Origin of the sequence: Streptomyces lancefieldiae (assembly GCF_031845825.1) — a bacterium.
Lineage (GTDB): Bacteria > Actinomycetota > Actinomycetes > Streptomycetales > Streptomycetaceae > Streptomyces > Streptomyces lancefieldiae.
In genome coordinates this window covers 122,232-139,402 of sequence record NZ_JAVRFH010000012.1, presented here as the reverse complement: position 1 = coordinate 139,402, position 17,171 = coordinate 122,232, and the positions used below count along the sequence as shown (strand labels likewise).

The following is a 17,171-nucleotide window of genomic DNA, read 5'->3' as shown; positions in this document are numbered from 1 at the left end:
TGTCCGGTTCCCGCGTCGGAAGCAGCTTGGCCCGGGCGGAACGGTCACCTCCGCGCGGCGTTGACCGACTGGGCGTCGCTCCGGGCCTGGACCTGGGCTAGGACGCGTCCGGGCCGGAGGACTTGGGCGTGCCCGCCGGTTCCTCCTCGCCGAGGGCCATGCGGCTGTGGGTACGGCCGTAGAGGAAGTACACGACGAAGCCGATCGCCATCCACACGGCGAACCGGACCCAGGTCTCGGCGGGCAGGTTCAGCATCAGCCACAGGGAGGCGGCCACCGACACGACGGGCAGCAGCGGGACCAGCGGGGTGCGGAAGGCGCGGGGCAGGTCGGGGCGGGTACGGCGCAGGATGATCACGCTGATCGCGACGATGACGAAGGCGAAGAGCGTGCCGATGTTCACCAGCTCGGCGAGCTCGCTCAGGCTGGTGAAGCCCGCGACGATCGCAATGATCACGCCGAGCAGGATGGTCGGCCGGTACGGGGTCCGGAACCTCGGGTGGACGCGGGAGAAGAAGCGCGGCAGCAGTCCGTCGCGGCTCATCGCGAAGAACACGCGGGTCTGGCCGAGCAGCAGGATCATGCACACCGTGGTCAGGCCGACCGCGGCGCCGAAGCTGATCACGCCCGAGAAGAAGGGGTGCCCGGTGGCCTTGAACGCGTCCGCGAGCGGGGCGTCGACGGACAGCTCGCTGTAGTGCTGCATGCCGGTGACCACGATCGACACCAGGACGTACAGGACGGTGCAGATGGCCAGCGAGCCGAGGATGCCGCGGGGCATGTCCCGCTGCGGGTTCTTGGTCTCCTCGGCGGCGGTGGCGACGATGTCGAAGCCGATGAAGGCGAAGAAGACGACGGAGGCGGCGGTGAAGATGCCCATCACGCCGAAGTTGGCCGGCGCCCACCCGAACATCAGCTGGACCAGCGGTGAATGCAGGCCACCGCCCGCCTCCACCGGCTGGGAGGGCGGGATGAACGGGTCGTAGTTGGTGCCCTTGACGAAGAAGGCGCCCGCGATGATCACGACGAGGACGACCGCCACCTTGACGGCGACGACGATCGAGGTGATCCGCGCCGACAGTTTCATGCCGAGCACGAGGATGGCGGTGAGTACCAGCACCAGGGCGGCGGCCAGGATGTCGAAGCCGAACCCCTCGGCGCCGTCCCGGCCACCGAGTGCCTCGGGCATCTGCCAGCCCGCGTTGTCCAGCAGCGAACGGACGTAGCCCGACCAGCCGACGGCCACCACCGCCGTACCGAGCGCGAACTCCAGCACCAGGTCCCAGCCGATGATCCAGGCGGGCAGTTCACCGAGCGAGGCGTAGGAGAAGGTGTACGCCGACCCGGCCACCGGGAGCGTGGAGGCGAACTCGGCGTAGCAGAGCGCGGCGAGCGCGCAGACGACGCCGGCCACGACGAACGCCAGGGCGACCGCGGGACCGGCGTTGTTCTTGGCGACCGTGCCGGTCAGTACGAAGATGCCGGTGCCGATGACGACACCGACGCCGAAGACGGTGAGGTCGAGGGCCGACAGGGATTTCTTGAGCGCGTGCTCCGGTTCCTCCGTGTCACGGATGGACTGCTCGACCTTCTTGGTCCTGAATAGGGTGCTGCTCACGGGAACCTCCCACGCTTGTCGTCCTCGACATGATCGAGAGGGGGCTTACTGCGTATGCCCCGGCGTGGGTCCGATTCACGCGGATGGGCCGGTTTCGCCACTGCAATGAGTGGAGATACCGGCCCATCGGCGGTACGTCAGTCGCGCGCGGCTTCCACCGAGTCCACCTCGGCGCCCGGGCGCTGGTACTTGCCGTCGAGCTTGGCGACCAGGCCGGTGACCTGGCGGGCGATGTCGGGTGCGGTGAGCCCGATCTCGGCCAGGACCTCGGCGCGGGAGGCGTGGTCGAGGAAGCGCGGCGGGATGCCGAAGTCGCGCAGCGGTACGTCCACGCCCGCGTCGCGCAGGGCCTGGGCGACGGCGGAGCCGACACCGCCGACCCGCGAGTTGTCCTCGACGGTGACGACCACGCGGTGGCGCTCGGCGAGCGGGGCCATGGCCTCGTCGACGGGCTTGACCCAGCGCGGGTCGACGACGGTGGTGGAGATGCCCTGCTTGTTCAGCAGGTCGGCGATCTCCAGGCACATCGGCGCCAGCGCGCCGACGGAGACCAGGAGGACGTCCGGGTCGTCGGTGCCGGGGGTGCGCAGCACGTCCATGCCGCCGACGCGGCCGACGGCGGGTACGGCGGGGCCGACGGCGCCCTTGGAGAAGCGGACCACGGTCGGCGCGTCGTCGACCTCGACGGCCTCGCGCAGCTGGGCGCGGACCTGGTCGGCGTCGCGCGGGGCGGCCAGGCGCAGGCCGGGCACGACCTGGAGGATGGACATGTCCCACATGCCGTTGTGGGAGGCGCCGTCGGTGCCGGTGACACCGGCGCGGTCGAGCACGAACGTCACGCCGCACTTGTGCAGGGCCACGTCCATCAGCACCTGGTCGAAGGCGCGGTTGAGGAAGGTGGCGTACACGGCGAAGACCGGGTGGACCCCGCCGTGGGCGAGGCCGGCCGCGGAGACGGCGCCGTGCTGCTCGGCGATGCCGACGTCGTAGACGCGGTCGGGGAAGGCCTTGGCGAACTTGTCGAGGCCGACCGGCTGCAGCATGGCGGCGGTGATGGCGACGATGTCCTCGCGCTCCCGGCCGAGTTCGAGCATCTCGTCGCCGAAGACGCTCGTCCAGTCGGCACCGGAGCTGGAGATGGGCAGGCCCGTGTCCGGGTGGATCCTGCCGACGGCGTGGAAGCGGTCGGCCTCGTCCTGGAGGGCGGGCTGGTAGCCGCGGCCCTTCTCGGTGAGGCAGTGCACGATGACCGGGCCGCCGAAGCGCTTGGCGCGGGTGAGGGCGGACTCCAGGGCCTCGATGTCGTGGCCGTCGATCGGGCCGACGTACTTCAGGCCGAGGTCCTCGAACATGCCCTGCGGGGCGATGAAGTCCTTCAGGCCCTTCTTGGCGCCGTGCAGGGTGTCGTAGAGCGGGCGGCCGACGACCGGGGTGCGCTCGAGGACCTCCTTGGTGCGGGCCAGGAAGCGCTCGTAGCCGTCGGTGGTGCGCAGGGTCGCCAGGTGGTTGGCGAGACCGCCGATGGTGGGGGCGTAGGAGCGCTCGTTGTCGTTGACGACGATGACGAGGGGGCGGTCCTTGGCGGCGGCGATGTTGTTCAGCGCCTCCCAGGCCATGCCGCCGGTCAGCGCGCCGTCGCCGATGACCGCGACGACGTGGCGGTCGTGGCCGAGGACCTCGTTGGCCTTGGCGAGGCCGTCGGCCCAGCCGAGGACGGTGGAGGCGTGGCTGTTCTCGATGACGTCGTGCTCGGACTCGGCCTGTGAGGGGTAGCCGGACAGGCCGCCCTTCATCTTCAGCTTCGAGAAGTCCTGCCGGCCGGTGACCAGCTTGTGCACGTAGGACTGGTGTCCGGTGTCCCAGAGCACCTTGTCGCTCGGCGAGTCGAAGACGCGGTGCAGGGCGAGGGTGAGTTCCACCACGCCGAGGTTGGGGCCGAGGTGGCCGCCGGTCTTGGAGACGGCGTCGACGAGGAACGTGCGGATCTCCTGTGCCAGCCGGTCCAGCTCTTCCAGGCTGAGCCGGTCCAGATCGCGCGGTCCCGTGATGCGGGTCAGCAGCGGCACCCGTGCCTCCTTGCAGTAGAGCTGTTGCCGGGCTCGTCGAGTCTAATGTTCCGCTCCGGCGGAACGTGTCCGGGCGGTGCGTCGTACGTCACGCGATCGACTGTTCCCATCGGCGGCCGCCTCCACTCCGTCGGGCGCCACAGCACCACCGACGCCCTCACCGTCACCGTCGGCAACGGCGACCCGTGCACGGCCGCCCCCGGGCCTCGGGCACGGTCCGCACGGGCGGCCGGCAGGTCTCCCACCGGGGCCACACCTGGAAGGCGGAGTGGTGGACGACGGGCGAGGAGCCCGGCACCACCGGTCAGTGGGGGGTCCGGCAGGACCTCGGAGCCTGCTGACACACCCCGTGAGAAAGCGGTCCGCCCGCCGGCCCGTGGCTGGGACGGGCGGGCGGGCGGACCTTCGTCGGCCGTGCGGACGCTACGCGCGGCCGGCCGTCTTCTGCGTCTTGCGGGTGACCGCGTCGATGACGACGGTCGCCAGCAGCACGCCACCGGTGATCATGTACTGGACCGGCGAGGCGATGCCCTCCAGGGCGAGGCCGTACTGGATCGAGACGATGACCATCACACCGAGCAGCGCGTCCCAGGTGCGGCCGCGGCCGCCGAAGAGGGACGTGCCGCCGATCACGGCCGCGGCGATGACGTTCATCAGGAACTCACCGGCGCCCGCGCCCTGGTTGGCGGAGGCGATCTTCGAGGCGGTGAAGAGGCCGCCGATCGCGGCGAAGGTGCCGGCGATCGCGAAGACCGAGATCCGGACCATCTCCACGTTGATACCGGCACGGCGCGACGCCTCGACGCTGCCACCGAGGGCGAAGACCTTGCGGCCGTAGGCGGTGCGGCGCAGGACGAAGTCCGTGAGCAGCAGGAACGCCAGGAAGATCACCACGGCCAGCGGCAGGCCCTTGTACTGGTTGAAGACGATCGCCACGGCGAAGGCGAGTATCGCGAGCAGCACCGTGCGCACGATGATCTCGTTGAGCGGCCGGGAGGGCACCCCGGCGGCCTCGCGGCGGCGGTTGTCGAAGAACGCGGCGAGGAAGTATCCCGCGGTCACGACGATCGCCAGACCGTAGGCGGCGGCCACGTCGCTGAAGTAGTAGCTGGTCAGCTTGGCGACCACACCCTCGGAGTCGATGTTGATCGTGCCGTTCACGCCCAGGACCTGCAGCATGAAGCCCTGCCAGAACAGCAGTCCGGCCAGGGTCACGGCGAAGGCCGGGACGCCGATGCGGGCGAAGAAGAAACCGTGGATGGCGCCGGCCACGGTGCCGGTGAGGATGGACAGCAGCAGGGCGAGCCACTCGTTCATCCCGTGCGTGACGCTCAGCACCGCGAAGGTGGCGCCGGCGACACCGCTGACCGAGCCGACCGACAGGTCGATCTCGCCGAGCAGCAGGACGAAGACGATACCGACGGCGATCATGCCGGTGCCGACCATGGCGACCGACATGTCGGAGAAGTTGCCGGCGGTGAGGAAGTTGGAGTTCAGGCCGGTGAAGATGGCCCAGATGACCAGCAGTCCGACGACGACCGGGAGGGACCCGAGGTCACCGGCCTTCATCTTCCGCTTGAACTCCCCGAGGTAGCCGGCGAAACCCTGCTCGCGCACCAGCAGTCGCGGGTCGACGGCGGTGACCGCGGCGGAAGCGGCGTCGGGGTTCGCCACCGCGTTGTCCTTGGCGGGTGTGGAGGTCTTGTCGATGCTCACTTCTTGATCTCCCCATTGGTGCGCGCCGCACGACGGGTCACGGCGTTCTCCGTGGCGCCCGTGATGGCGGAGATGATCTCTTCCTGGGAGGTCGACTTGACCTCGAAGATGCCGTTGTTGCGCCCGAGGCGCAGGACGGCGACCTTGTCGGCGACCGCCTTGACGTCGGCCATGTTGTGGCTGATGAGGATGACGGCGTGGCCGCGCTCGCGCAGCCGCTCGACGAGGTCGAGAACCTGCGCGGTCTGCTCGACACCGAGGGCCGCGGTGGGCTCGTCGAGGATGACCAGCTTGGGCTCGCCGAGCATGGAGCGGGCGATCGCCACGACCTGGCGCTGACCGCCGGAGAGCGAGGCGATCGGGATGCGGACGCTGGGGATGCGGATGGACAGCGTGTCCAGCAGCTCGCGGGAGCGGCGCTCCATCTCCACCTCGTCCAGGACACCGCGCTTGCGGATCTCCCGGCCCAGGTAGAGGTTGCCGACCACGTCGATGTTGTCGCACAGCGCGAGGTCCTGGTAGACGGTCGCGATGCCCAGGTTCTGGGCGTCGTGCGGCTTGTTGATCGAGACGGCCTTGCCGTCCCACTCGATGGCGCCCTCATCGATGGGGTGCACGCCGGCGATCGTCTTGACCAGCGTGGACTTTCCGGCGCCGTTGTCGCCCACCAGGGCGACCACTTCACCGGCGTGGACCTCAAGCTCTACATCGGTGAGCGCCTGGACGGCACCGAATCGCTTGGAGACCCCGCGCAACGCCAGCACGGGCGTAGCGGACACGTGAACCATCTCCTTCGCCGCCTGACCCGGCGGGAGGTTGTGCAGAAAGACTGGGTGGGGGGCGGGGGACACCCGCGGGGTGTTCCGTCCGGCGCCCCGCTCAGCTTGCGGGGCTATGAGTGCGGAGCGCCGGAGGAAGCTGCGCGCAGCCGGTCCCGCACGCGCTCAGGCGGTACGGGAGGTGCGACTGCTTACTTGAGACCGATCTTGTCGCAGGCGGCCTTGTAGTTGCCGGCGCAGATCTCGTCGAGGGTGTAGAAGCCCTCCTTGATCACGGTCTCCTTGATGTTGTCCTTGGTCAGCGAGACCACCGGGACGAGCACCGACGGAACGCCCTTGGTGGTGGCGCTGTCCACCTTCTCCTTGGCGATGGAGTCGAGCGACTCGCCCTTGGCGAGGGCGACGGCCATCGCGCCGGCGACCTCGGCCTCCTGCGGGTAGGACTTGTAGACGCTCATGTACTGCTCGCCGGTGATGATGCGCTGCACACCCGCAAGCTCGGCGTCCTGGCCGGTGACCGGGATGTTGGCGATGCCCGCGGCCTTCAGCGCGGTGATGATGCCGCCCGCCATGCCGTCGTTGGCGGAGTAGACGCCGACGATCTTGTCCTTGCCGACGGCGGAGATGGCGCCCTCCATGTTGGCGTTGGCGTTCTCCGGCTTCCACTCCTTGGTGTCGTACTCGCGGCCGACGTTCACCTTGCCGTCGAGGACGGAGTGGGCGCCCTCCTTGAACTGGGCGGCGTTCGGGTCGGTGGAGGAGCCGTTCATCATGACGATCTGGCCGCTCTTGGCCTTGTCGCCCAGCGCCTTCAGCAGGGCCTCGCCCTGGGTCTTGCCGACGGTCACGTTGTCGAACGAGGTGTAGGCGTCGATCGGGCCCTCGGCCAGGCGGTCGTAGGCGACGACCTTGATGCCCTGGTCCTTGGCCTTCTTCACCGAGCCGGCGATGGCCTTGGAGTCCACCGCGTCCACGATCAGCACGTCGACCTTGTTGGTGATCATCGTGTCGACCTGCTGGGCCTGCAGCGTGGCGTCCTGCTTGGCGTTGGCGTAGACGACCTCGCCCTTGTTGTTCGTGAGCTCCTTGACCTTCTTCTCGATCAAGGGCTTGTCGAACTTCTCGTAGCGCGCGGTCTGGTTCTCCGGAAGGAGGAGTCCGACCTTGATGTCGTCGCCCTTCTTGGCGGCGGAGTCGGACGAGTCGCCCTTGTCGCCGGACTCCTTGGCGCTGCCGCAAGCGGCGAGCGAGACGGCCATCGCGGTCGTGGCAACGGCAACGGCGGCACGACGCATACGCGTGTTCACTTCAGAAACCTCCCTGACGAGGCCGCGTCGTTGCGGCCGAGGTGGCTGGAAGTCAACTCGGCCACACGTGCGACGTCAAGAAGTAAATCCTTAACGAGATGGCAACGGTGCCATCCGTTCTCTAAGTGAAGGCAGGGGTGGCCGCCGGCAGAGCGCCGTTCGCACTGCCGTCCAAAAGCGTCGAATCACCCATCTCACTGAGGGCGAGGGCGAGGGCTCCGAGGACCTCGGCACGCCCCCCAAGTGCCCCGGGAAGAACGGAGAGTTGGCGCGCGGCACTGGGAATGGCGTACCGGCCGACGGACTCCCTGATCGGGCCGAGCACCAGCTCGCCGGCCTCGGCCAGGTCGCCGCCGAGGACCACGCGGCTCGGGTTGAGCAGGTTGCAGAGGTTGGCGACACCACTGCCGATGTGGCGGCCGACGTCGGCGATCACCCGACGGCAGCCCGGGTCACCGTCCCTCGCCAGCCGCACGACGCCCTCCATCGTCAGGCCGGTGCCGTGACTCGGCTGGAGGAGCGGGAGCACATAGCGTGCGGACGCGAAGGTCTCCAGGCAGCCCCGGTTTCCGCAGCGGCAGACGGGTCCGGCCTCGTCGAGCGTGATGTGCCCGATCTCCCCCGCGGTGCCGCCGGGGCCGCGATAGATCTTGCCGTTGATCACCAGACCCGCTCCGACACCGCTGGCGACCTTGATGTACGCCAGGTCCCGCACCCCCCGGCCGCTGCCCCAGACCAGTTCGCCGAGGGCGCCGAGGTTCGCGTCGTTGTCCACGTGCACCGGCACGCCGAGCCGCCCCCGCAGCTCCTCGGCGGGCCGGGTGCCGCCCCAGCCGGGCAGGATGGCGGTCGAGCCCAGCGTCCCGGACTCCACGTCGATCGGGCCGGGCACACCGAGGCCCACTCCGGCGATCTTGGAGCGGTCGACACCGGTCGCCGCGATCAGCCGGTTGACCAGCTGCTCCGCCCGGTCGAAGCCCTGCGCCGCGGACGCGTCGACGTCCAGAGGTTCGGACTCCTCGGCGAGCACCTGATGGGCGAGGTTCCCGACCGCGACCCGCAGGTGGGTGTGCCCGAAGTCGACGCCGATGACGATGCCGGCGTCCCCGCTCAGGGAGACGCTGCGGGCCCGGCGGCCGCCCGCCGAGGTGGGCGTGACCTCGACGGTCCCGCCGTCCTTCAGTTCCCGGACGATGTTCGAGACGGTCGCCGCGGACAGGCCCGTCGTCCTCGCGATCTCCGCCTGGGTGAGCGAACCCGCAAGACGTACTGCTCGGACGACCCGCTCCAGGTTGGCTCGGTGCAGCGACGACTGCGACCCCGGAGTCTCCATTGACTCTCACCCTCATCCCTGGCCCGCGTCACCCTGGGGCGACCGGGCCTTGTACAAGTTATGAACTCCAAGCTCCGCTGAATCGCCCAGTGGCGTCAAGCCCTGGACAGAAATCGGTTCCAGGCCGTGTCCACGGCCGACCACCGGCGGTACGCCACAGGGGTGCGGCCCCCGCGAGCTGTCTCTCCGGGGCCGGACCCCTGCGTACGACGGGTGGAGCGGCGGTGGGCGTCAGCGGAAGGTGCCCTGCGACACCGAACCGGCGATCCGCCGCTGGAAGACGCAGTACACGATCAGTACGGGCACCACCGTGACCACGATCGCCGCGAACAGCGCGCCGTAGTCGATGTCGTAGACCTGCGAGGACGCGTAGGCGGCCATGCCCTGGGTGAGGACCCACTTGTCCTGGTCGGTGTTGAGCGCCACCGGCAGCAGGAACTGGTTCCACAGGCCCAGGAAGTTGAAGATCGCCACCGCCGCCATGCCCGGACGGGCCATCGGCAGCATCACCTGGAAGAACGCCCGCCAGTCCCCGGCACCGTCGATCAGCGCGGCCTCGTACACGTCGTGCGGCAGCGACCGGAAGAACGAATAGAGGAAGAACATCGTGAACGGCAGCGCGAACGCGACATAGGTGAGGATCAGTCCGGGACGCGTGTTCAGCAGCCCGAAGTTCTGCAACTGGAAGAAGAGCGGAACGATCGCCAGGAAAACCGGGAAAGTCAGGCCGGCGAGCATCACGTAGTAGATCAGCCGGCGTCCGGGGAACTCGAACCGGGCGAGAACGTAGGCGCACATCGCGCCGAGCAGCATCACCAGGATCAGTGCCGAGACCACGACGATCACGGAATTCAGGAAGTACTTCCCGATGTTCGCGTCGGTCCACGCGTTCGCGTAGTTCTCGAAGCGCCAGTGATCCGGCAGCGAGAACGGCGACGAAAGGATCTCGCCGGTCGATTTGAACGACGACATCAGCACCCACAGCATGGGCACGATCACGATCACGGACCACAGGATCAGCAGGGCGTGCGAGATCGCCGCGAATCTGCGGTCGCTGCTCGCGGCGGCCCTCGTCAGCTTGCGGTCGCTCGCCGGTTTCCGGTCACTGGCCGGCTTCCGGTCGGCGGCGATGACGCTCACCGGGCACCTCCCTTGGCTGCGGCACGCCGAGCCCTGGACCCAGGTGCTTTCCTCTTGCTCTCGCCCTCGCCGCCGCCCGTGAGGCGGTTGACGAGGAACACCAGCGCCGCGAACACCAGGGTGACGGCGGCGAGGACGACGCCCATCGCGGTGGCGTAGCCGAACTGCTGCTTGGCGAAAGCGACGTTGAACAGACGCTGGCTGATCGTCAGGGTCGAGTTGTCCGGGCCGCCGTTCGGCACCATCGCCTGGACGTAGACGAACGCGTCGAGGGCGGCGATGCCCAGGTAGATGTACGCCGTCTGCACGCTGTCCCGGATCGCCGGCAGGGTGATCGAGATCGTGGTACGGAACCGGCCGGCCCCGTCGATCCTCGCCGCCTCGTACAGCTCGCCGGGAACGCCCTTGATCGCGGCGATGAAGAGCACCGCGTAGAACCCGACGAGCCCCCAGATGATGACGAACATCACGGCCGGCATCGCGCTCGCCTTCTCGCCCAGCCACGCGAACGAGTCGAACCGGTCGAGGCCGAGGCCGGTGAGGACGCCGTTGAGCAGGCCGGCGTTCGGGTCGTACATCTGCGCCCAGATCAGACCGACGATGATCGCCGGCACGACGTAGGGGAAGAACGAGATGATCCGGTAGAACGACGCTCCCCGGATCCCTCGGACGGGGCCCTTGCTGGGCCCGCCCAGGGTGATGGCCACGGCGACCCCGAGGGCCAGCGTCAGCGTCACCAGCGGCACGAAGGCCGCGAGGAGCGCGACGTTGCGCAACGCCTTCAGGAAGACGTCGTCCTGGAACATCTTCGTGAAGTTGTCGAAGCCGACGAAGTTGTAGTCCGGGCTGAAGCCGCGCCAGTCGGTCATCCCCCAGAAGATCGCCTGGCCGAACGGGATCAGAACGAAGATCACGAAGATGGCCAGCGGGACACCGAGGAACGCGAGGAAGAACGTCACCCGGTCGAACGTGAGCTTGCGGCGCCGTGGCCGCCCGCCGCGAGCGGCCGGCTCGGGCCGGCGGCTCGCGGCGTCGGAGGTGGTGATGTTGTCTTTCATCGCTGTACTAGCTGATCTTGATCTTGTCGACGGAGTCGTCTTCCCGGACCTTGTCGGAGATCTTCTGCAGGGCCGCGGTGAGGCCCTTGCGGTCGAGGTCACCGGCGAGGAACGAGTTCCACGGCACCAGCTGGTCGGTATTCATGCCGTATGCCTCGACGAACCTCCTCATGTCGTAGATGTTCTCGCCCGCGGCCTCGAGCATCTTCGTCTGGGAGACGAGGGCGGCCGATCCGAAGCCGTCGGCGGGCACGGTGCCCTTGACCACCGTCGGGGCCAGCTTTGTCTTGGAGAAGTTGGCGGCCGCCTTCTCGGACAGCATCGCCCGCAGCACTTCCTTGCCGCCGGCCGGGTTCTTGCCCTGCTTGGGCACGATGAACGGCTCGCCCGCTGCGGCATGGAGCGACTCGTAGGGCAGCTTCGGCTTGTCCGTGAGCGTCATCTCCGGGAACCCGGTCATCTGGAAGTCCTTCTTGGTGGCCTTCTTCATCTCGTTCTCGATCCAGCCACCGGACGGGTAGAGCAGCGCCTTCTGGTCGTTGCTCCAGATCGCCTGCGCCTTCTGGAACTGGGTGCCGGAGCCGCCGGGGACGAACATCTTCTCCTTGATCATGGTCTCCATGACCTTGAGGACGCCCTGGATGGCCGGATGCGACCAGGCGTCCTTCTCGAGATTGCCGAGAGCGAGCCGGACCTCGTCACCGCCCTCCTTGATCGCTGAGGCGAACAGCATCGTCTGGTAGTAGGTCGCGGCTTCCTTGCCGTGGACGAAGAGGTACTTGCCCTTCTTCTTCGCCTTCTGGCCGAGGTCGAGCGCCTCGTCCCAGGTCTTCGGCGGGGTCCAGCCGTTCTCCTCGAAGAGCGTTTTCGAGTACCAGACGCCGTACACCGTCATCACGTACCGGAGCGCGACGAACTTGCCATTGTACGTTCCGGGGTCCTTGACGCCGGGGTAGACGATGTCGGCGATCTTCTTGCCTTCGTAGGTGTTGGCCTCGAAGAGGTCGTCGAGCTCCTCCAGCTGGTCGAGGATGCCGAGGAAGCCGATCTGGTCCTCACCGGAGTTGTCGATGAGGTCCGGCGGGTTGCCGCCGACGAAGCGGGGCTGGAGCTGGGGGGCGATGTCGACGACCGGCTTGACCTGGGCCTTGAGGCCCTTGACGTGGCTGCCGAGCACCTGGTTGGTGTAGTCGACGTAGTCGGTGCCGTAGCCGCCGTCGAAGATGGCCGCTTCGACCGTGGAGTTCGCGGCGACACCGAACGGGTTATTGGCACTCTTCTCGCCCTTCGGGCCGCCGTCGCCGTCGCCGTCCTCGCTGGAGGGAGAGCTGCACGCGACCGCGAACGAGCCCATCGCCGCGGTGGCGATGGCCCCGCGCAGGAGCGTCCGCCTGTCAAGAGAGCCGGCCCGAATGGTCATCTCTGCATCCTCACTGATCGATTGGATCTGTCCGGGTGTGCTGTGTGTGCGGCCGCCGTGACCGGACCGGTCCTGCGCCGGCCGCACGTGGGGCGTTGTCGCCGTCGTCTCGGAGCCGCGGTGCGGCGCCGATGATCAGCTGAGCGATGCCGGCGTAACAGTCGCCGAGGCGGGAGCGGCGGTCGCGCTCCGCCTGATCAGATCGCGATGGCCTACACCGGTGGTGGATCCCATGCTCAAGTCCTCGCCTTCTCCAGGACTCAGGCGGTGAACCGGATCCTCCCCGGCACCGCGATCGGGTCACGCTGGGTCGTGCAGGAAGTGCGGGTACAGCTGGTTCGGGCGCTCTGGCGGTCCCTCTTCGCGGTTCCCCCCGGATCCCCCGGTGGCCGACAGGTATAGTCCACTTCCGGGCCGTGGAGCAAGATCAAAAGCAAGGTTCGCGGTACGTCTTTTCCGAGTTGAGACCTCGCGGAAATATGAGCGACCTGTGTGCCCCTTGAAGGAAAAATCCCGGGCGCCGGACCCGTACGCCACAGTCAACACCCTTGACACCATTGACCCCTTCAAGCGCTACTGGTCCTTGCTCATCGAATTTGACAACGTTGTCCATTTCTCCAGTGAGCGCAGGGAGGGTGCTGGCGCATGCAGTACGGAGTTCGGCACAGATGGGGTCCGGCGGTCGTGTTGACGACCGCTTTCGCTCTGGCGGTGGGTTCCCAGGGGGCGGCGGTCGCGCTGCCCTCCGCACCGGCCGGAGCCGACCGGGAGTTCGCGTCGTCCTTCGAGGCGGACGACCCGGTTCCGGACTGGCTCAACACCGTGGACACCGCCCGGGACGGCAGCAAACGGTCGGCGGGCGTGGACGGCGGGTACAGCACCGGCATACCCGGCAACATCACCGACCAGGTCACCGGGGTACGGGCCAGCGCCGAGAACACGGGCGGCGGGGAGGTGAAGGAGAACCTCCTCGACGGCGAGCCGAGCACCAAGTGGCTGACCTTCGCGAGGACCGGCTGGGTCGAGTTCGACCTGGAGGCGCCGGCCAGGATCGCCCGGTACGCGCTCACTTCGGCCAACGACCACGCCGAACGCGACCCGGTGGACTGGACGCTGAAGGGCTCGGCGGACGGCGAGGACTGGCAGACGCTGGACACCCGTACCGGGGAGTCCTTCGAGGAGCGGTTCCGGACGAAGACGTACGACCTCGCCGAGGCCGCCGAGTTCCGGCACTTCCGGCTGGAGGTCACGAAGAACAACGGAGCGGGCGACGCGCTCCAGCTCGCCGACGTGCAGTTGTCCACCGGCGGCACCGACCCGTCCGTTCCGCAGGACATGCTCTCGCTCGTCGACCGGGGCCCGAGCGGCTCGCCGACGGCCAAGGCGGGCGCCGGCTTCACCGGCAAGCGCGCGCTGCGCTACGCGGGCCGGCACACGGCCGACGGCCGGGCGTACTCGTACAACAAGGTCTTCGACGTCGACGTGAAGGTCGACCGCCGCACGCGACTGTCGTACAAGATCTTTCCGTCGATGGCGGACGGCGACCTCGACTACGACGCGACCAACGTCTCCGTCGACCTCGCGTTCACCGACGGCACCTACCTGAGCGACCTCAAGGCCACGGACCAGCACGGCTTCCCGCTGACCCCGCGCGGCCAGGGCGACGCCAAGGTGCTGTACGTCAACCAGTGGAACAGTGTGGCGTCGGGCATCGGCTCCGTCGCGGCCGGCAAGACCGTCGACCGGATCCTGGTGGCGTACGACTCCCCCAAGGGCCCGGCGAAGTTCCGGGGCTGGCTGGACGACGTGGTGATCGAGCGGGTCGAGGCCGAGCGCCCGAAGGCCCATCCGTCCGACTACGCGCTGACCACCCGCGGCACCAACTCCAGCGGCAGCTTCTCCCGCGGCAACAACATCCCCGCGACCGCCGTGCCGCACGGCTTCAACTTCTGGACCCCGGTGACCAACGCCGGTACCGACCGGTGGCTGTACGACTACGCGCGCGGCAACAACGCGGACAACCTGCCGACGCTCCAGGCGTTCGCCGCGAGCCACGAGCCGAGCCCGTGGATGGGCGACCGGCAGACCTTCCAGGTGATGCCGTCCGCCGCGTCCGGCACCCCGGACACCGGCCGGGACGCGCGCGAGCTGGCCTTCCGGCACGAGAACGAGACCGCGCGGCCCTACTACTACGGCGTGCGGTTCGAGAACGGCCTGAAGGCCGAGATGGCGCCGACCGACCACGCGGCGATGATGCGCTTCACCTACCCCGGCGACGACGCGAGCGTGCTCTTCGACAACGTCACCGACCAGGCGGGTCTGACCCTGGACAAGGAGAACGGCACCTTCACCGGCTACTCGGACGTCAAGTCCGGCGGCTCCACCGGCGCGACCCGGCTGTTCGTCCACGGCGAGTTCGACAGCAAGGTCCTCGGCGGCGGTTCCAGCGGCGTCAAGGGCCACCTGCGCTTCGACGCGGGCCGCGACCGCACGGTGACGATGCGCCTGGCGACCTCCCTGATCAGCGTCGACCAGGCGAAGGACAACCTGCGCCAGGAGATCCCGGAGCGCGCCACCTTCGACAAGGTCAGGCGCGACGCCCAGAAGCAGTGGGACAGGATCCTCGGCAGGGTCGAGGTGGAGGGCGCCACGCAGGACCAGCTGACCACGCTCTACTCCAGCCTGTACCGGCTCTACCTCTACCCGAACTCGGGCCACGAGAAGGTCGACGGGACGTACAAGTACGCCTCCCCGTTCTCGAAGATGGTGGGGGCCGACACCCCGACGCACACCGGCGCCGAGATCGTGGACGGCAAGGTGTACGTCAACAACGGCTTCTGGGACACCTACCGGACCACCTGGCCCGCGTACTCCTTCCTGACCCCGTCCAAGGCCGGTGAGCTGGTCGACGGCTTCGTGCAGCACTACAAGGACGGCGGCTGGACCTCGCGCTGGTCCTCCCCCGGCTACGCGGACCTGATGACCGGCACCTCCTCGGACGTGGCGTTCGCGGACGCCTACGTCAAGGGCGTCGACTTCGACGCGAAGGCGGCGTACGAGGCGGCCGTCAAGAACGCCACCGTGGTGCCCCCGTCCTCGGGCGTGGGCCGCAAGGGCATGGCCACCTCCCCGTTCCTCGGCTACACCAGCACCGAGACGCACGAGGGCCTGTCCTGGGCGCTGGAGGGCTACCTCAACGACTACGGCATCGCCAGGATGGGCGAGAAGCTCTACAAGGAGACCGGCGAGAAGCGGTACAAGGAGGAGTCGGCGTACTTCCTCAACCGCGCCCAGGAGTACGTCAACCTGTTCGACGCGAAGGCCGGCTTCTTCCAGGGCAAGGACGCGGCGGGCAACTGGCGCGTGGCCTCGGAGAAGTACGACCCGCGCGTCTGGGGCCACGACTACACCGAGACCAACGGCTGGGGCTACGCCTTCACCGCCCCGCAGGACAGCCGCGGCCTCGCCAACCTCTACGGCGGCCGGGGCGGCCTCGGCGACAAGCTCGACGAGTACCTCGCCACCCCCGAGACGGCCTCCCCGGAGTTCAAGGGCTCCTACGGCGGCGTCATCCACGAGATGACCGAGGCGCGCGACGTCCGCATGGGCATGTACGGGCACTCCAACCAGGTCGCCCACCATGCCATGTACATGTTCGACGCGGCCGGGCAGCCGTACAAGACGCAGAAGAACGTCCGCGAGGTGCTGTCCCGTCTCTACACCGGCAGCGAGATCGGCCAGGGCTACCACGGTGACGAGGACAACGGCGAGCAGTCCGCCTGGTTCCTCTTCTCCTCGCTCGGCTTCTACCCGCTGGTGATGGGCAGCGGCGAGTACGCCATCGGCTCCCCGCTGTTCACCAAGGCGACCGTCCACCTGGAGAACGGCCGCGAGCTGGTCGTCAAGGCGCCGAAGAACAGCGCGAAGAACATCTACGTGCAGGGCCTGAAGGTCAACGGCAAGCGCTGGAACTCCACCTCGCTGCCCCACTCGCTGCTCGCGAAGGGCGGCGTCCTGGAGTTCGACATGGGCGCGAAGCCCTCCTCGTGGGGCACCGGCGAGGACGCGGCGCCGCCGTCGGTCACCAAGGACGACGAGGTGCCGACCCCGCGCTCGGACACCGTAGAGGGCGAGGGCGCCCTGTTCGACAACACGTCGGCGACGGACGCGAGCGTGACGTCGGTGGAGCTGCCGGTGTCCGGGAAGGGCGTCGAGGCGGTGCAGTACACCCTGACGTCGTCGGCGGACCGGGCGAAGGCCCCGACCGGCTGGAAGCTCCAGGGCTCGGCCGACGGCACGACGTGGCGGACCCTGGACCAGCGCTCCGGCGAGTCCTTCGGCTGGGACCGGCAGACCCGGGCGTTCTCGGTGAAGTCGCCGGGCACGTACGCGAAGTACCGGCTGGTCCTCGACGGGGAGCACACGCTGGCGGAGGTGGAACTGCTGGCGTAGGCGGACGACCCGCGGGTGGCGGGTCCGGGCACCGGCCCGGCCCCGCCACCGGCTTGTGCCGCCCCATTCCCCGCACGTGCCCGATGCACCACAATGAGCGGGCGCCCCGGCCGGCACCGGACGGCGCGGCACCCATCGGGCGGTCGTCGGAGGGGAACACGTGCGGACGAGCATCGGCACACGGGGCAGGGGACGGGCCACGGGCCCGCTGCCGGCGGGGGGAGCGCGGTTCGCGACGGCCGCACCGGCCGTCCCGGACGGGGCGGCCGGCTGACGCCATGG

The 17,171-nt window shown here is 68.7% G+C and carries 10 protein-coding genes and 1 pseudogene; 2 read left to right on the top strand and 9 right to left on the bottom strand.

Features of this window, described 5'->3' with window-relative positions; genetic code table 11:
• Nucleotides 1–97: 97 nt before the first annotated feature.
• Both RM812_RS14965 and dxs read right to left on the bottom strand, forming a co-directional pair.
• The gene (locus RM812_RS14965) at nucleotides 98–1,618 is read right to left on the bottom strand and encodes an amino acid permease (protein ID WP_311573018.1); all 1,521 of its coding nucleotides are present in this window, start codon (nucleotides 1,616–1,618) and stop codon (nucleotides 98–100) included.
• 137 nt (nucleotides 1,619–1,755) lie between these two features.
• The gene (gene dxs, locus RM812_RS14960) at nucleotides 1,756–3,684 is read right to left on the bottom strand and encodes a 1-deoxy-D-xylulose-5-phosphate synthase (protein WP_311573017.1); all 1,929 of its coding nucleotides are present in this window, start codon (nucleotides 3,682–3,684) and stop codon (nucleotides 1,756–1,758) included.
• Nucleotides 3,685–3,816: 132 nt separating this feature from the next.
• On the opposite strand from dxs, the pseudogene RM812_RS14955 reads away from it, so the two are divergent.
• Nucleotides 3,817–4,025: pseudogene (locus tag RM812_RS14955) on the top strand (carbohydrate-binding protein); the annotation flags it as partial.
• Nucleotides 4,026–4,107: 82 nt separating this feature from the next.
• On the opposite strand, the gene RM812_RS14950 reads toward RM812_RS14955, so the two are convergent.
• From RM812_RS14950 to ngcE, 7 genes are all read right to left on the bottom strand, one after another.
• On the bottom strand, nucleotides 4,108–5,400 hold the full coding sequence (locus RM812_RS14950) for a sugar ABC transporter permease (protein ID WP_311573016.1): 1,293 nt from the start codon (nucleotides 5,398–5,400) through the stop codon (nucleotides 4,108–4,110).
• Nucleotides 5,397–6,188 (bottom strand): ATP-binding cassette domain-containing protein, encoded by a 792-nt coding sequence (locus tag RM812_RS14945; RefSeq protein ID WP_311573015.1) that lies wholly within the window; start codon nucleotides 6,186–6,188, stop codon nucleotides 5,397–5,399. The genes RM812_RS14950 and RM812_RS14945 overlap by 4 nt, the downstream gene beginning before the upstream one ends.
• Nucleotides 6,189–6,370: 182 nt before the next feature.
• Nucleotides 6,371–7,474 (bottom strand): ABC transporter substrate-binding protein, encoded by a 1,104-nt coding sequence (locus RM812_RS14940; protein WP_311573105.1) that lies wholly within the window; start codon nucleotides 7,472–7,474, stop codon nucleotides 6,371–6,373.
• Between the two features lie 133 nt (nucleotides 7,475–7,607).
• A complete protein-coding gene (locus RM812_RS14935) occupies nucleotides 7,608–8,819 on the bottom strand; it encodes an ROK family transcriptional regulator (RefSeq protein ID WP_311573014.1) in 1,212 nt (403 codons plus the stop codon).
• A gap of 231 nt (nucleotides 8,820–9,050) precedes the next feature.
• On the bottom strand, nucleotides 9,051–9,959 hold the full coding sequence (locus tag RM812_RS14930) for a carbohydrate ABC transporter permease (RefSeq protein ID WP_311573013.1): 909 nt from the start codon (nucleotides 9,957–9,959) through the stop codon (nucleotides 9,051–9,053).
• Nucleotides 9,956–11,017, bottom strand: a complete 1,062-nt coding sequence (locus tag RM812_RS14925; protein WP_311573012.1) for a carbohydrate ABC transporter permease — start codon at nucleotides 11,015–11,017, stop codon at nucleotides 9,956–9,958. Before RM812_RS14925 ends, RM812_RS14930 begins: the two co-directional genes overlap by 4 nt.
• A 7-nt stretch (nucleotides 11,018–11,024) precedes the next feature.
• Nucleotides 11,025–12,437, bottom strand: a complete 1,413-nt coding sequence (gene ngcE / locus RM812_RS14920) for an N-acetylglucosamine/diacetylchitobiose ABC transporter substrate-binding protein (RefSeq protein ID WP_311573011.1) — start codon at nucleotides 12,435–12,437, stop codon at nucleotides 11,025–11,027.
• 645 nt (nucleotides 12,438–13,082) lie between these two features.
• Here ngcE and RM812_RS14915 point away from each other — a divergent pair.
• On the top strand, nucleotides 13,083–16,889 hold the full coding sequence (locus tag RM812_RS14915; RefSeq protein ID WP_311573010.1) for a GH92 family glycosyl hydrolase: 3,807 nt from the start codon (nucleotides 13,083–13,085) through the stop codon (nucleotides 16,887–16,889).
• The last annotated feature ends 282 nt before the right edge of the window (nucleotides 16,890–17,171 follow it).

Excerpts from the sequence above, each read along its gene's own strand:
- RM812_RS14945 (WP_311573015.1), bottom strand. The coding sequence starts at position 6,188 with ATGGTTCACGTGTCCGCTACGCCCGTGCTGGCGTTGCGCGGGGTCTCC.
- RM812_RS14940 (WP_311573105.1), bottom strand. The coding sequence starts at position 7,474 with ATGCGTCGTGCCGCCGTTGCCGTTGCCACGACCGCGATGGCCGTCTCG.
- RM812_RS14935 (WP_311573014.1), bottom strand. The coding sequence starts at position 8,819 with ATGGAGACTCCGGGGTCGCAGTCGTCGCTGCACCGAGCCAACCTGGAG.
- RM812_RS14925 (WP_311573012.1), bottom strand. The coding sequence starts at position 11,017 with ATGAAAGACAACATCACCACCTCCGACGCCGCGAGCCGCCGGCCCGAG.
- ngcE (WP_311573011.1), bottom strand. The coding sequence starts at position 12,437 with ATGACCATTCGGGCCGGCTCTCTTGACAGGCGGACGCTCCTGCGCGGG.
- RM812_RS14915 (WP_311573010.1), top strand. The coding sequence starts at position 13,083 with ATGCAGTACGGAGTTCGGCACAGATGGGGTCCGGCGGTCGTGTTGACG.